Origin of the sequence: Pseudomonas sp. RL_15y_Pfl2_60 (assembly GCF_963970595.1) — a bacterium.
Taxonomy (GTDB): Bacteria; Pseudomonadota; Gammaproteobacteria; order Pseudomonadales; family Pseudomonadaceae; genus Aquipseudomonas.
Genome location: NZ_CAXAOE010000001.1, coordinates 848,967 through 862,443 on the forward strand (window position 1 = coordinate 848,967; position 13,477 = coordinate 862,443).

Genomic DNA, 13,477 nt, shown 5'->3' on the forward strand with positions numbered 1-13,477 from the left:
ACGCACACCGGATAGCCCTATCGGTGCACCCATCAAGTTCCTGCCCAAATAAAGGAGCGCCAAGCATGACCGTGATCAAGCAAGACGATCTGATCCAGAGCGTTGCAGACGCCCTGCAGTTCATCTCCTACTACCATCCCGTTGACTTCATTCAGGCAATGCACGAAGCCTACCTGCGTGAAGAGTCGCCGGCTGCACGCGACTCCATGGCCCAGATCCTGATCAACTCGCGCATGTGCGCTACCGGCCATCGCCCGATTTGCCAGGACACCGGCATTGTCACTGTCTTTATTCGCGTAGGTATGGATGTACGCTGGGATGGCGCAACCATGGGCGTTGACGACATGATCAACGAAGGTGTGCGCCGCGCCTATAACTTGCCTGAAAACGTGCTGCGCGCCTCAATCCTGGCTGACCCGGCAGGCGCTCGCAAGAACACCAAGGACAACACGCCAGCGGTTATCCACTTCTCCATCGTGCCAGGTGACAAGGTTGAGGTTGACGTCGCAGCCAAAGGCGGCGGCTCCGAGAACAAGTCGAAGATGGCCATGCTTAACCCGTCCGATTCGATCGTTGACTGGGTGCTCAAGACTGTACCGACCATGGGCGCAGGCTGGTGTCCGCCAGGCATGCTCGGCATTGGTATTGGCGGCACGGCTGAAAAAGCCGCTGTGATGGCCAAAGAAGTGTTGATGGAATCAATCGACATTCACGAATTAAAGGCACGCGGCCCGCAGAACCGCCTTGAAGAGCTGCGTCTTGAGCTGTTCGAGAAGGTCAACCAATTGGGCATCGGCGCTCAAGGTCTTGGCGGCCTGACCACCGTTCTCGACGTCAAGATCATGGATTACCCAACCCACGCAGCCTCGCTGCCGGTGTGCATGATTCCTAACTGCGCAGCCACCCGTCACGCCCACTTCGTGCTCGACGGCTCCGGCCCTGCTGAGCTTGAAGCGCCATCGCTGGACGCCTACCCGGAAATAGTCTGGGAAGCCGGTCCATCGGCGCGCCGGGTTGACCTCGACACCCTGACTCCAGAAGACGTGCAAAGCTGGAAGCCGGGTGAAACCGTATTGCTCAATGGCAAGATGCTCACCGGTCGCGATGCGGCGCACAAACGCATGGTTGAAATGCTCAACCGCGGCGAAGAACTGCCCGTCGACCTCAAGGGCCGCTTCATCTACTACGTCGGCCCAGTTGACCCTGTGGGTGACGAAGTCGTTGGCCCAGCAGGCCCGACCACTGCAACGCGGATGGACAAGTTCACCCGCCAGATCCTCGAAAGCACAGGCTTGCTGGGCATGATCGGTAAATCCGAACGTGGCCCAATCGCCATCGAAGCGATCAAGGACAACAAAGCGGTGTACCTGATGGCTGTTGGCGGCGCTGCGTACCTGGTGTCGCAGGCAATCAAAAAGTCCAAAGTGCTGGCATTCGCCGAGCTGGGCATGGAAGCGATCTACGAGTTTGAGGTCAAAGACATGCCGGTCACTGTGGCAGTCGACACCAAGGGCGAGTCTGTGCACATCACAGGCCCGGCGATCTGGAACAAAAAGATCACTGAAAGCCTGGCTGTGGAAGTCAAGTAAGCACACATTCCGCAGCTGAATGCTCGCGGCTTGCAAAGCTCAAAACGCCCCGACTGGTTCGGGGCGTTTTGCTTTGTGTTGCCTGGATTGAATACCGCAGATGGTTCCGCTGGTAATGCATTGATACATGTTCAGGCACAGGCATGCCAAGTTCTCTTTGATTGCCGCATTATCTAGCGCATAAGCCGTTGCAGCTTGCTCCATGCCCGCCCTTTGTCCTCGAGCCGCCCAGTCCGGCGTGTAACTTAATAATCCGTTAAGACTCTTTAAGCACGATACACACCAAGCCCCTTGCTTTGAGAGTACCGCCATGGATTTACCCTGGACTCAACAAGACCAGCCAATCGCCAGGATTGGCCGAGATAAGCCGCTAAATCTGTTTATTACCCATGCTGACAGTGTGCGCCGCCCACAGATCGAGGCATTCATACAGCAACGGTTTGCCCAGCAATACGCCGCCAACGTACATCACTTCATGCCGTGTCTATTTGGGCTCGAAAGTGAAAGCGGGGAGCTTCTTGGCGCTGTCGGACTGCGCAGCGCTGCGCAAGGCCCATTGTTTCTTGAGCGTTACCTTGGGCAACAAACCGAGACCGTCATTGCACAATCCACCGGCACACTTGCGCCAACCCGTAAGCAGCTGGTCGAAGTCGGTAATTTAGCTGCGAATAGCGCCGGTGCAGCGCGCCTGCTGATTGTTGCCATTACTGACTTGTTGGTGGCCATGGGGTTTCGCTGGGTAACATTTACCAGCACGCCTGCCCTGCTCAACAGCTTCCTACGCCTGGGGCTGACTCCGCTGGCATTAGGCCCTGCTGACCCAAAATGCATGGGCGATGAGTTAGTCGACTGGGGCAGTTATTACGAAAGTAATCCGCAGGTGATGGCTGGCGACATCTTCAATGGCCACCAGCGCTTGATGCAACTCGGTGCCTATCCACGCCTGGGTCATAAAGCATTCTACGCACTTGAGGAAATGCCTAATGTGGCTTGCAGCTGAACGCTTTTTCCAGCAACTGCGCAGCCGCAATCACTCAGTCGCGATGCGCCAAGGCACTGACACCCTGAGCTACTGCCAACTGGTCGACGAAGTCAGTGCACGCAGCGAAAGACTCCTCGCCCAGGGCATGACCCGTGTCGCGCTGGCACTGGACAATGGCATCGAATGGGTGCTGTGGGACTTGGCCATTTTGCATGCAGGGCTGGTATGCATCCCCTTGCCTGGATTTTTTTCGACGTCCCAACAACGCCACGTCCTGAACAGCGCCGGCGTCGATTGTTTGATCGGCAAACCAAATGAGATGAGCCATTCACTGGGTTTCAGCGAAAGCGCTGAAGGCTGGTTACAACGCCTGCCAGAGCACTATCCTGCACTGCCTGCCGGGACCTGCAAAATCACCTACACCTCAGGAACCACTGGCACCCCTAAAGGCGTGTGCCTGGACATTGCCACACAGCTAGAGGTCGCCAACAGTCTTTATCTCGCCAGCTTGTCGTGTTCCGTCGAACGGCACTTATGCATTCTTCCGCTGGCGACGCTGCTGGAAAACCTGGCAGGCGTTTACGCACCGCTGATAGCGGGCGCACAGGTTGAACTGATTCCGATGGCTAAATCCGGCTTGCAAAGTGCCAGTCAGTTCAACCTCATGCAATTTCTAACCAGTTTGAATGAGCTGCAACCCCATAGCCTGATTCTACTGCCACAACTGCTGCTGGCACTTGTTGCGGCAGCTGAGCGTGGCCTACCGCTGCCTTCATCCCTGCGTTTTATCGCCGTCGGCGGTGGTCGAGTCGCGCCCCAGCTACTGGACCGGTGCGGTGAACTCGGCTTGCCAGTTTATGAAGGCTACGGCTTATCGGAATGTGCCTCGGTCGTGTGCTTGAACACTCCTGAAGCCCGCAAGGTTGGCACCGTTGGCAAACCACTTGGGCATTTACAGATCCGCCTGGCTGATGACGGCGAGGTGATGATCAAAGGGTCGCGCATGCTCGGCTATATCGGTGAAGCAGCGCCGCAGGATGAATGGCTTGCCAGCGGTGATATTGGCCACTTTGACGGCGAATACCTGGTGCTGCATGGACGCAAGAAACACCAATTCATTACCGCTTTCGGGCGCAACGTAAACCCTGAATGGGTAGAAGCTGAACTCACCCAGCAACTTCCCATCGCCCAGGCATGGGTTCAAGGCGAGGCCATGGCGCAGAACATTGCGGTACTGGTGCCACGCTTCCCCAATGCCACAGATGAAGAACTAGCAGAGGCGGTCCTCAAAGTTAATCAACAACTGCCGGATTACGCCCAAGTCCATCACTGGCTACGCGCGGAACAACCCTTTAGCGCCGCCAATGGCATGACCACAGCCAATGGACGGCTACGCCGCAATGCAGTGCAGCAACACTATCAAAAGGCGATTGCCAATTTAATCGCCGATGAACCGATGACTGGAGCCCTCCAATGAATTTTTATGACGCGCTACTCGAGCAAACCACTGAGGAGCGTAACTACCTACTCAGTGCACCTATCATCCAGCAAGTGATGTCAGGCACCGTCAGCCTGAACAGTTACATTAGCTTTCTCACCGAGGCATACCACCACGTCAAGCACACAGTCCCATTATTGATGGCATGCGGCTCACGCCTGCCTGAACGGCTGGAATGGCTACGCGCAGCGGTAGCTGAATACGTTGAGGAGGAGTACGGCCACCAGGAGTGGGTACTCAATGATATCGCTGCCTGTGGTGGCAATCCTGAAGCTGTACGCAATGGTACGCCCAGGCTGCCGACAGAGTTGATGGTGAGCTATGTCTACGACCGTATCGCCCGCAACAACCCTGTAAGTTTCTTTGGCATGGTCAACGTGCTCGAAGGCACCAGCATCACCCTGGCCACGCAAGCAGCCGGAGTGATTCAAGACAAACTGCAACTGCCAGACAAAGCGTTCAGCTATCTGAGCTCGCACGGCAGTCTGGACATCGAACATATCGAATTCTACAAAAAACTGATGAACCGCCTCGACAATGCAGATGACCAGGCAGCCGTGACGCGTACCGCCAAGGTGGTTTATCGCCTGTACGGCGATATGTTCCGCAGTTTGCCGCTCTCAGCCTAGGAAACCGTGATGAATCTCTCGCAATGCCGTGCCCTGTTAACTGGCGCAAGTGGTGGTATTGGCCAAGCCATTGTTGAGCACCTCGCCACCCGAGGTGCGCGGCTGCTATTGGTCGGTCGAAAAACAGATGCGCTGCAAGCCTTGGCCGAGCGTTTCCCGAATAACCTAGAAACCGTGCAGGCAGATATCAGCCAGCGCAGCGGACGTGAAGCGGTGGTTGCCGCAGCCCAGCGGTTCGGCGGTATAAATACATTGATCAACGGCGCGGGAATCAATCATTTCAGCCTGCTTGAACAACATGATGAAGACCAGTTAGCCCAGATGATTGAGCTAAATGTCACCTCGACCATGCAGCTGACTCGCCGTCTATTGCCTATTCTGCGCCAGCAAGGCCGCTCCTTGATCATTAACCTAGGCTCAACATTTGGCTCGATAGGCTATCCCGGTTTTACGGCCTATTGCGCCAGCAAATTTGCCTTGCGCGGCTTCTCAGAAGCGCTTCGCCGCGAGCTCGCTGATACTCAGGTCAAGGTGCTGTACTTTGCCCCACGGGCCACCCAGACCCGCATGAATTCCGACAATGTTGTTGCAATGAACAACGAGCTCAAGGTGGCCATGGATGCTCCTGACACAGTCGCGGCACAACTGGCTAATGCCATAGATAAGGAAACCGAAGAGTCTTACCTCGGTTGGCCTGAGAAACTATTTGTTCGCATCAACAGCTTGCTACCACGTGTCGTTGACCAGGCTCTGCGCAAACAATTGCCTGTTATTCAACGCTTTGTACGTCACAACGACTAGGAGTCTTTATCCATGCACACATTTATTCGCAACACCGCCTGTATCCTGCTTTGCCTAGCGAGCCTGCCCGTATTCGCATTAAGTGCCCAAGGACAAGACAGCCTTAAACAACTGCAGCAGCGCTGGGCTGAAATCAATTACAGCCTGCCTGCTGACCAGCGTGAAGCAGCCTTTGAAAAACTCAGTATCAGCGCTGAACAAGCAGTAAAATCCGAACCAGACTCAGCTGAACTGTTGATCTGGAATGGCATCATTCTAAGCACTTACGCGGGCGCTAAAGGTGGGCTCGGCGCACTTGGTTTGGTCAAGGATGCTAAAACCAAACTCGAACAAGCACTGCAAATAGACCCTCGTGCGCTCAGTGGCTCTGCATACACCAGCCTGGGCAGCTTGTACTACCAAGTACCCGGCTGGCCCATTGGCTTTGGTGACGACAGCAAAGCAGAGACTATGCTCAAACAAGCACTGGCGATTAACCCAAATGGCATTGATCCAAACTACTTTTACGCCGACTTTCTGTTTCGCCAAAAACACTACCAAGATGCGCAAAAAGTTGCACTCAAAGCTCAGCAAGCAGCTCCACGTCCAGGCCGGGAAACCGCCGACAAAGGTCGCATGCAAGACATCCGCTTACTGCTACAAAAGATCGACTCAGAGCTTAAGTAATAGACTTGGGACAGGTTTGAATAGCTAGAAAGGAGTTACAAATGCGTATTCTGCTTGTCGAGGACGACCCGGCCTTGGGTGAAGGTATCCGTACGGCGCTCAAACCTGAAGGCTATACCGTTGATTGGCTGCAAGACGGCAAAAGCGCCCTGCATGCCCTGAGCGAAGAAGCCTTCGACCTGGCAGTACTCGACTTGGGTTTGCCGCGCATGGATGGCCTGCAAGTACTCAAGCACCTGCGGGCGGCGGCCAACCCGGTCCCTGTTTTAGTGCTGACGGCACGCGACTCCACGGCTGATCGCATCACTGGACTGGACGCAGGTGCAGATGACTACCTGATCAAGCCCTTTGATGTTGCTGAACTAAAAGCCCGGTTACGTGCACTGTTGCGTCGTAGCTTCAATCGCCCGCAGCCTGCCCTGGAGTATCGTGGAATCAGCCTCGATCCGGCCAGCCATGAGGTTAATTACCAAGGCCAAACTATTTCCCTGCAACGCAAAGAGTTCTTGTTGCTGCATGAGTTGCTTGCTCAACCTGGCCGCGTCATGAGCCGCGATAAATTACAGCAAGCGCTCTACGGCTGGGATGAAGAGATTGAAAGCAATGCGCTTGAAGTCCATGTACACCATTTGCGTAAAAAGTTTTTCCCGGAGTTGATCCGGACTATCCGCGGCGTAGGCTACTTGGTCGACAAAGCATGATGCGTTCGATTCGCACGCGAACTCTGGCACTGGTTCTCGGCTTGTTGAGCGTGACCATGACGGTTATTTCCTTCAAGAGCTACCATGACGCCAGGCATGAAACCGAAGAACTGTTTGACGCGCAACTTGCACAAACCGCCCGCTTGCTGGCGGGCTTCGTCGGCGCCGATATGCCCGACGGCTCGCGAGCCCTGCTCCAAAATGCACTCGACCAAGCGCTAGCCGACAGCCGTAGCGACGAGAAAATGCTCGGTGGCCATCCTTACGAAGGCAAGTTGGCCTTCCAGGTGATTGATGACCAGGGCAAAGTATTATTGCATTCGGCCAGTGCCCCCGAGCCTGCGTTGCAAAGTATTCTCGCAAAACTGCATCAGCAGGCTCTACCTGCGCACCTCCATACAGAAGGCGAACCTCTTTCGACGCTCGAGCGTAGCTTGATTGGCTATCACGACATCGAAATGGACCAGAACCAATGGCGGCTATTCATGCTCAGGGACCTCCAAGATAATCATTGGATAATGGTCGGTGAGCGCGGAGATGTGCGCGGTGAACTGGTCAGTAAAATTGCCAAGCGCAGCCTGATACCCGATCTATTTGGCCTGCCGCTGCTCGCGTTACTGGTTTGGGGGGCTGTCGGCTGGGGACTACGTCCGCTACAAACGATGGCAAACAACATCAAGCGCCGAGCCCCGGACAATCTCGCCCCCTTGATTGTAGGGCCGTTACCGTCTGAGCTGGAGCCGATAAATGCGGCGCTGAACCGATTGCTGATGCAGGCTAACCAATTACTCAACCAGGAAAAACGCTTTATCGCCGATGCAGCACATGAACTGCGGACTCCGCTTGCAGTGTTACGCATTCATGCGCAAAACGCACTGCAAACCACCGACCCGAACGACCGCGACGAAGCCCTCAGACAGCTTGGTGTTGGCGTCGAGCGGGCAACCCGGGTGGTCGCTCAATTGCTGACGCTCACCCGGCTCGATCCGCATGTGGTGCAACTGGCGATGGTTGACTTTGACCTGCTGGCCTACAGTCGTAATGAGCTGGCAGAGCTAACCCCCCTGGCCCTAGAAAAAAACCAGGAATTGACCCTTGATGCGGATGAAAATGCCGACTTCACCCTACACGGTGATAGCCCGAGCATTGGCACGTTACTGCAAAACCTGATCAGTAATGCGGTGCAGTACACGCCAGAGGGTGGTCATGTACAGGTTTGCTTGGAATCGAGTGCCAATCGCTTGCGCATTCGAGTTCAAGACAGTGGCGTAGGTGTTGATGAACACCAGCGCGAAAAGGTGTTTGAACGTTTTTATCGACAAGGCGGCGGCCAAGGTGCCGGGCTTGGCCTTTCAATTGTAATGAGGGTGGTCGAGTTACATGGCGGCACCATTGCACTAATGGACTCCCCCTTGGGCGGCCTTGAGGTCAGCGTTGAATTGCCTAGGTCAAGCGTGGCTAACGGTACGCCCGACCACGCTTAACTCGGCCACGGTGCCGCGCCGTTGTGCCAGGTAACGACTGCAACTCACCCGCAAAAAGGAGGCGAAATTCACCACCTCGCCGCGATAATCCATGACCTCGTCGTAGAGCTTGCTGATCAGCTGATTGGTGCTCATACCGTCAACCTCGGCGATCTCGCGCAGAATATCCCAAAACTGATTCTCCAGACGCAAGGTCGTGACCACGCCGCGAATTCGCAGAGAGCGCGAACGCGACTCGTACAAAATAGGGTCGGCTTTTACGTAAAGCTCACACACGGGCTCATCCTCCTTCACATGCCAGGTAAAGCCATGAAAACATGGCTTCGATGGCTTTAGCCTACAGGGAAATTTTAGCCCCCAGCAGCATCAAAAAGCCTGCCAGCCAGGTCGGATGCGCAGGCCATGCAGGCGCGGTCACCAGGTTACCTTCAACGTGAGCATGGTCAACGGCGATATCAACAAAGGTACCGCCCGCCAATGTCACTTCAGGGGCGCAAGCAGGATAAGCACTGCACTCGCGCCCCTTGAGCACGCCAGCAGCAGCGAGCAATTGCGCGCCGTGGCAAACAGCCGCAATCGGTTTATCGGCCTTGGCGAATGCTTGCACCAGCTTGAGCACATCGGCATTGAGGCGCAGGTACTCAGGCGAACGTCCGCCAGGCACGACCAAGCCGTGATAATCCTTGGCCTTAACATCGGCAAAGTTGAAGTTCAGGGCGAAATTATGCCCAGGTTTCTCGCTGTAGGTCTGATCACCTTCAAAGTCGTGAATGGCCGTACGCACAGACTGCCCAGCTGTTTTATCCGGGCAGACCGCATGCACGGTGTAGCCAACCATTTGCAACGCTTGAAACGGCACCATCACTTCGTAATCTTCGACGTAGTCACCGACTAACATCAGAATTTTCTTCGCAGCCATGTTTGCATTCCTCGCTCGGTGGTTAATCTCGGCAAGCAGTATCTGCCCATTGCAGGATAGACAGGTAATAGCCGGTGACTACTTCAAGCAGATGTGCAAATTGGCTGAATCAGAACCCGAGATAACGCACAGACTCGCTCCAGAAATCCGGCTCAGGAGCTGTTGGCGTGATAGTACGCAAGGGTTGGAGCTGGCGCGTATGAATGATCTCGGTCAGGGCCACTTCGGCGGAGACCTGTTGCACTGGTCCATCACCAATCGCAGGTTCAGGGCTCTTTCCCGGTGGTGGATTAAGCTCGTCATAGCGAAAGAAGTAGCGACTCCCCGCCTCGCTGGTCAGGGTGAATTTGGCAATGCTGACAAAGTCGAACGAGCCGCCGGCCAGCCACGTCCAATAACTGCCCAGCAATGGGCGGCGTAGCTCAAGCTGAAAGTGAGCAGGATCTGTCTCGAACGCCAGGTAGCCATTGCTTGGCAAACTGCCTTGGAGCTGGTCATTCACAAACACCCCTGGGGCCTCAAGCTCCTGATCAGCCCAGGCACTCTTTGGTCGGTAGAGGTAGACAATCGCACGTTCGGGCGCAGTAGCTTGCTGCGCAGTAAATGCCGGGCCTTGTGTATCAGCAAAAAAACCACCCAACGTTGAAGAACAGGCGCCAAGCCCGAAACAGATCGGCATGAACAATATGGGTAAGCAGCGCATAACCATTCCTTTTGTTGTTATGCGCTGAGCATATTCCTGGGCGACAGCCACTAACCCCCGACAAAAGTGCGGCACTTGAAACCGACCTTAGGAAACCTCTGAAAAAGCTAGCGAGCGCCAGCGAGTAGAAGCTGCGAAATAGCGCAGTAGATGTTAAGCGATTCCTTAGCGGCGCCGGTCCAGCAGATTGACCGCAATGCGGTCAAGCCAGCCCCAAAGCCGTTGTTGCAGCCGCTTCCACAGTGGCCGGGCGAGCCATAGGTCCAGGTCAACCTGGCGACTGTCGGCAAAGTCAGCTTGCAGGCGATCGACAATGGCTTGGGTAAAGGTTTTGTCCACCGCCTCAAGGTTGGCATCAAGGTTGAAACGCAGATTCCAGTGGTCAAAATTGCATGAGCCGATGCTCACCCATTCATCGACCAACACTATTTTTTGATGGGAAAACCGTGGCTGATACTCAAAAATTTGCACACCTGCGCGCAACAAGCGCGGGTAATAACGATGCCCGGCCAAACGTACAGGCTGGTGATCGGTGCGTCGTCCACTGAGCAGCAGACGCACATCGACACCCCGGGCCGCCGCCTTGCGCAGGGCCCGACGCACCTTCCATGTCGGCAAGAAATAAGGCGTGGCAAACCAGATGCGACCTTCGGCTGACTGCAGTGCACGCACCATGGATTGCAAAATGTCTCGGTGCTGCTTGGCGTCCGCATAGGCCACACGACCCAGGCCGACACCTACTGGCGGCGATACCGGCAGACGATTAAGCCCGGCAGTCGCCGAGGGTCGCCATGAAAGGCGCGCATTGCATGCCTGCCACTGGCGCTCGAAGAGTTGTTGCCAATCCTCAACCAGTGGACCGTCAATCTCGACCATGGTCTCGTGCCACGCATCTTCGGGCTTGTCGATGCACCAGAAATCATCGGTCACACCCGTACCACCGACAAACGCCAAGCGTCCATCAGTCAACAACAGCTTGCGGTGGTCACGATAGAAGTTGCGTATGCCCCGGCGCCAGCGTATCGGGTTGTACCAGCGCACTTCAACGCCGGCACTGGTGAGCAGCATGCGGTCAGCCTTGGTAAGCGCCTGGGCACCGTAGGCGTCAAACAAACAACGCACGGCAACGCCGCGCTGGGCGGCATCACACAATGAGCGCAGCACATGATCAGCGCAGAAGCCGCTTTCAATCAGGTAAATCTCGAACTCAACTTGCTGGCGCGCGCTGTCGATGGCGTCAATCATGCGCGGGAAGAATTCAGCGCCGTCGCTGAGCAAGGTAAAACGATTACCCTGGCGCCAATTGAAAATCAGGCCAGCCATCAGCGATGCGTAAAGATCAGGACAGCGCCAACCGGCACTGAGCGACTAATCGCCGATAACCCCGCAACCTTGCGCAAGGCATCAAGCCCTTTTAGCAGGTCGAAGTCGGCGGCGTTGATTACCAATGGCGCAAGCGTGACGACCTGGAAGCGATGATCATCAAGCCGCGTAGCCAGTAACTCCACCTGGTAACTGTGGCTTTGACCGTGCAGCGTCAGGGTCAAGGGCAAGCTCAATTCCAGTTGCGCGCCCGCTGCAAGCGTACTGATAGGCCGGATATCCAGCTGCGCGGACACCTTGGCCTGCGGAAACTTGGTGATATCGAATAAAAGTGAACGCATTCGTTCATCACGCAGCGACACTCCGGTACTGACTGACTCCAGCTCAACCCGCAAGCTGGCTTCGCCACTGTCGCTGACCGTGCCGTGCAACGTCAGAAAGCGATGGACTTCAGAGGTATCGAGGTTCTTGGTCGAGATAAATGACAGGCGTGAAGACTCGTTGTCTAGATACCACTTGGCCTGAGCCGGCAGCACAATGCCCAGACTCAGCAGTATGGCGAACAACAGGCGCATAAATCTCCGAAATCAACAGGTTACATGGCGATTGAGTGCAGCGGCTCATGCGCAACGATAGCTGCATGAGCACGCCTTGCAAACCCCTACTGATATCGACCTTAATTTTGCCGGCGTTATTCAGGCAAGTCGGCAGCCTGTGGCAATAACTGGCAACCTTGACGCGACCCGAGCCACTGCGCTGACTGGCTACTGCCCAAAGCCCGCGCTGTGACGCGTTTGTTAGCCACGTCATCGAAGAATCCGCTAAGCGGCAGATATTGCTTGGCGTAGCCCACGCAGTACTGCGCCGGGTTGTCCATTACGTAGCGGCACGAGCAATACTCCTTGGCGGTGTAGGCTCCGAGAATGCCGGGGAAAGCCTGCAAGTGCTCGCGGTTCAACCAGGCCCAGACCGCTAACAGCGCCAGCAGGATAATTAACAACCGGGTAAGCAAGCGACGGATCATGGCTGCACCTTGGCAAAGGCTGACTGCGCAAGTTTCAGCAGCTGATTGTGGTTATAACTGCCGTCACGGTCGTCGGCATAGCGCACGATGATCAGGTTTTCGCTGGGGATCACATACAGGCTTTGTCCCCAGTGACCGAGTGCGGCAAAGCTGTCTTGCGGTGCATCCGGCCAGGGTTTGGCAGCGCCATTCACGCCCAGGTTCAACCACCACTGGCCACCCGGCACCGCGGCATTGGGTTGTTGCGGATCGGGCTGAAAGTTGGCAAAGGCTGTCAGGTTGAAATCCACCCAGGCCTTGGGCAATAACTGCTGCTCGCCCCAACGCCCGTCACGCTGCATCAGCAAACCAATCCGGGCCAGGTCGCGGGCACTCATATAGGCATAGGATGAGCCGACAAATGTACCGGTTGGGTCAGTTTCCCAAACCGCGGATTCAATACCCAGCGGCTCAAACAAGGCTGTCCACGGATAATCCTTGTATTGCTTGGCATCCAGCATGCCCTTGAGCGCAGCGGCGAGCATGGTGCTATCACCGCTGGAATAACGAAAACGCTGGCCCGGTTCGGCATCGCTCGGATGGCTGGCAACAAAGGCGGCCATATCGGCTCGGCCACGGGTGTAAAGCATGGCCACTACTGATGATTTCAGCGGCGCGTACTCGTAATCTTCTTCCCAATCGAGCCCCGAAGCCCAATTGAGCAAGTGCCCCATCTTGATACCGGGATGGGCCGCCATCGGCGGGTAATAATCAGCCACCGGCGCATCCAGCTTGAAGCGCCCTTGCCCGTATGCGACACCCAGCACCGCGGCAAAGATGCTCTTGCTCACCGACCAGGTCAGGTGTGGTGTGTCGGCTTTGGTTAGTCCGGCATAGCGCTCATAAACAATCTGGCCATCGCGCACCACTAACAATGCATCGGTACGCACGCCTTTGCGGCTCTGGTCATCACGTTGCGGGAACGCATAATCTTCAAGTGCAGCGAGTGCAGACATCTGCTCAGCGCTTTGGCTGGCCGTTTGTGTCGTCCAATCAGGTATTGGCCAGTGCTCTGCGTGGGCCGTGATGCTGGCGAAGCAGAGCAGCAGCGACAAACTCAGCCTGGATGATATTGAAGCGGGCATTGGTGCGCCTCTTGTCAGTTTCGAGGCAGCACAC

General features: G+C 55.8%; 15 protein-coding genes. 8 read left to right on the forward strand and 7 right to left on the reverse strand.

Annotated features, from left to right (window positions below; all coding sequences use genetic code 11):
* Positions 1-65 precede the first annotated feature (65 nt).
* From AACY26_RS04005 to AACY26_RS04040, 8 genes are all read left to right on the forward strand, one after another.
* Positions 66-1,589, forward strand: a complete 1,524-nt coding sequence (locus AACY26_RS04005) for a fumarate hydratase (RefSeq protein WP_339511199.1) — start codon at positions 66-68, stop codon at positions 1,587-1,589.
* 310 nt (positions 1,590-1,899) lie between these two features.
* Positions 1,900-2,589: a thermostable hemolysin gene (locus AACY26_RS04010; RefSeq protein ID WP_339511200.1), complete on the forward strand. Its 690-nt coding sequence runs from the start codon at positions 1,900-1,902 to the stop codon at positions 2,587-2,589.
* Entirely contained in the window at positions 2,573-4,048 is a 1,476-nt protein-coding gene (locus AACY26_RS04015; RefSeq protein ID WP_339511201.1) for an AMP-binding protein, read from the forward strand. The genes AACY26_RS04010 and AACY26_RS04015 overlap by 17 nt, the downstream gene beginning before the upstream one ends.
* On the forward strand, positions 4,045-4,698 hold the full coding sequence (locus AACY26_RS04020) for a TenA family transcriptional regulator (protein ID WP_339511203.1): 654 nt from the start codon (positions 4,045-4,047) through the stop codon (positions 4,696-4,698). The genes AACY26_RS04015 and AACY26_RS04020 overlap by 4 nt, the downstream gene beginning before the upstream one ends.
* Positions 4,699-4,707: 9 nt before the next feature.
* The gene (locus AACY26_RS04025; RefSeq protein WP_339511205.1) at positions 4,708-5,499 is read left to right on the forward strand and encodes an SDR family oxidoreductase; all 792 of its coding nucleotides are present in this window, start codon (positions 4,708-4,710) and stop codon (positions 5,497-5,499) included.
* Between the two features lie 12 nt (positions 5,500-5,511).
* Positions 5,512-6,165 carry a tetratricopeptide repeat protein gene (locus AACY26_RS04030; protein ID WP_339511207.1) on the forward strand — a complete coding sequence of 218 codons (654 nt, stop codon included), beginning with the start codon at positions 5,512-5,514 and terminating at the stop codon, positions 6,163-6,165.
* A gap of 41 nt (positions 6,166-6,206) precedes the next feature.
* Positions 6,207-6,866, forward strand: coding sequence for a response regulator transcription factor (locus tag AACY26_RS04035; RefSeq protein ID WP_339511209.1), 660 nt, complete (start codon positions 6,207-6,209; stop codon positions 6,864-6,866).
* On the forward strand, positions 6,866-8,350 hold the full coding sequence (locus AACY26_RS04040) for an ATP-binding protein (protein ID WP_339511718.1): 1,485 nt from the start codon (positions 6,866-6,868) through the stop codon (positions 8,348-8,350). The genes AACY26_RS04035 and AACY26_RS04040 overlap by 1 nt, the downstream gene beginning before the upstream one ends.
* On the opposite strand, the gene AACY26_RS04045 is transcribed toward AACY26_RS04040, so the two are convergent.
* From AACY26_RS04045 to AACY26_RS04075, 7 genes are all read right to left on the reverse strand, one after another.
* Complete coding sequence (locus AACY26_RS04045; protein WP_339511211.1) at positions 8,315-8,626, reverse strand: ribbon-helix-helix domain-containing protein; 312 nt, start codon at positions 8,624-8,626, stop codon at positions 8,315-8,317. The genes AACY26_RS04040 and AACY26_RS04045 overlap by 36 nt on opposite strands.
* 61 nt (positions 8,627-8,687) lie before the next feature.
* On the reverse strand, positions 8,688-9,269 hold the full coding sequence (locus AACY26_RS04050) for a DJ-1/PfpI family protein (RefSeq protein ID WP_339511213.1): 582 nt from the start codon (positions 9,267-9,269) through the stop codon (positions 8,688-8,690).
* Positions 9,270-9,378: 109 nt separating this feature from the next.
* Positions 9,379-9,972, reverse strand: coding sequence for a DUF2846 domain-containing protein (locus AACY26_RS04055; protein WP_339511215.1), 594 nt, complete (start codon positions 9,970-9,972; stop codon positions 9,379-9,381).
* A gap of 165 nt (positions 9,973-10,137) precedes the next feature.
* Positions 10,138-11,295 (reverse strand): phospholipase D-like domain-containing protein, encoded by a 1,158-nt coding sequence (locus AACY26_RS04060; protein ID WP_339511217.1) that lies wholly within the window; start codon positions 11,293-11,295, stop codon positions 10,138-10,140.
* Positions 11,295-11,870: a YceI family protein gene (locus AACY26_RS04065; RefSeq protein ID WP_339511219.1), complete on the reverse strand. Its 576-nt coding sequence runs from the start codon at positions 11,868-11,870 to the stop codon at positions 11,295-11,297. The genes AACY26_RS04060 and AACY26_RS04065 overlap by 1 nt, the downstream gene beginning before the upstream one ends.
* A 116-nt stretch (positions 11,871-11,986) precedes the next feature.
* Positions 11,987-12,319: an amidase gene (locus AACY26_RS04070; RefSeq protein WP_339511221.1), complete on the reverse strand. Its 333-nt coding sequence runs from the start codon at positions 12,317-12,319 to the stop codon at positions 11,987-11,989.
* Positions 12,316-13,443 (reverse strand): serine hydrolase domain-containing protein, encoded by a 1,128-nt coding sequence (locus AACY26_RS04075; RefSeq protein WP_339511222.1) that lies wholly within the window; start codon positions 13,441-13,443, stop codon positions 12,316-12,318. Before AACY26_RS04075 ends, AACY26_RS04070 begins: the two co-directional genes overlap by 4 nt.
* Positions 13,444-13,477 lie beyond the last annotated feature (34 nt).

Excerpts from the sequence above, each read along its gene's own strand:
- AACY26_RS04015 (WP_339511201.1), top strand. The coding sequence starts at position 2,573 with ATGTGGCTTGCAGCTGAACGCTTTTTCCAGCAACTGCGCAGCCGCAAT.
- AACY26_RS04005 (WP_339511199.1), top strand. The coding sequence starts at position 66 with ATGACCGTGATCAAGCAAGACGATCTGATCCAGAGCGTTGCAGACGCC.
- AACY26_RS04040 (WP_339511718.1), top strand. The coding sequence starts at position 6,866 with ATGCGTTCGATTCGCACGCGAACTCTGGCACTGGTTCTCGGCTTGTTG.
- AACY26_RS04020 (WP_339511203.1), top strand. The coding sequence starts at position 4,045 with ATGAATTTTTATGACGCGCTACTCGAGCAAACCACTGAGGAGCGTAAC.
- AACY26_RS04035 (WP_339511209.1), top strand. The coding sequence starts at position 6,207 with ATGCGTATTCTGCTTGTCGAGGACGACCCGGCCTTGGGTGAAGGTATC.
- AACY26_RS04030 (WP_339511207.1), top strand. The coding sequence starts at position 5,512 with ATGCACACATTTATTCGCAACACCGCCTGTATCCTGCTTTGCCTAGCG.
- AACY26_RS04025 (WP_339511205.1), top strand. The coding sequence starts at position 4,708 with ATGAATCTCTCGCAATGCCGTGCCCTGTTAACTGGCGCAAGTGGTGGT.
- AACY26_RS04060 (WP_339511217.1), bottom strand. The coding sequence starts at position 11,295 with ATGGCTGGCCTGATTTTCAATTGGCGCCAGGGTAATCGTTTTACCTTG.
- AACY26_RS04055 (WP_339511215.1), bottom strand. The coding sequence starts at position 9,972 with ATGCGCTGCTTACCCATATTGTTCATGCCGATCTGTTTCGGGCTTGGC.
- AACY26_RS04070 (WP_339511221.1), bottom strand. The coding sequence starts at position 12,319 with ATGATCCGTCGCTTGCTTACCCGGTTGTTAATTATCCTGCTGGCGCTG.
- AACY26_RS04010 (WP_339511200.1), top strand. The coding sequence starts at position 1,900 with ATGGATTTACCCTGGACTCAACAAGACCAGCCAATCGCCAGGATTGGC.
- AACY26_RS04065 (WP_339511219.1), bottom strand. The coding sequence starts at position 11,870 with ATGCGCCTGTTGTTCGCCATACTGCTGAGTCTGGGCATTGTGCTGCCG.
- AACY26_RS04050 (WP_339511213.1), bottom strand. The coding sequence starts at position 9,269 with ATGGCTGCGAAGAAAATTCTGATGTTAGTCGGTGACTACGTCGAAGAT.
- AACY26_RS04075 (WP_339511222.1), bottom strand. The coding sequence starts at position 13,443 with ATGCCCGCTTCAATATCATCCAGGCTGAGTTTGTCGCTGCTGCTCTGC.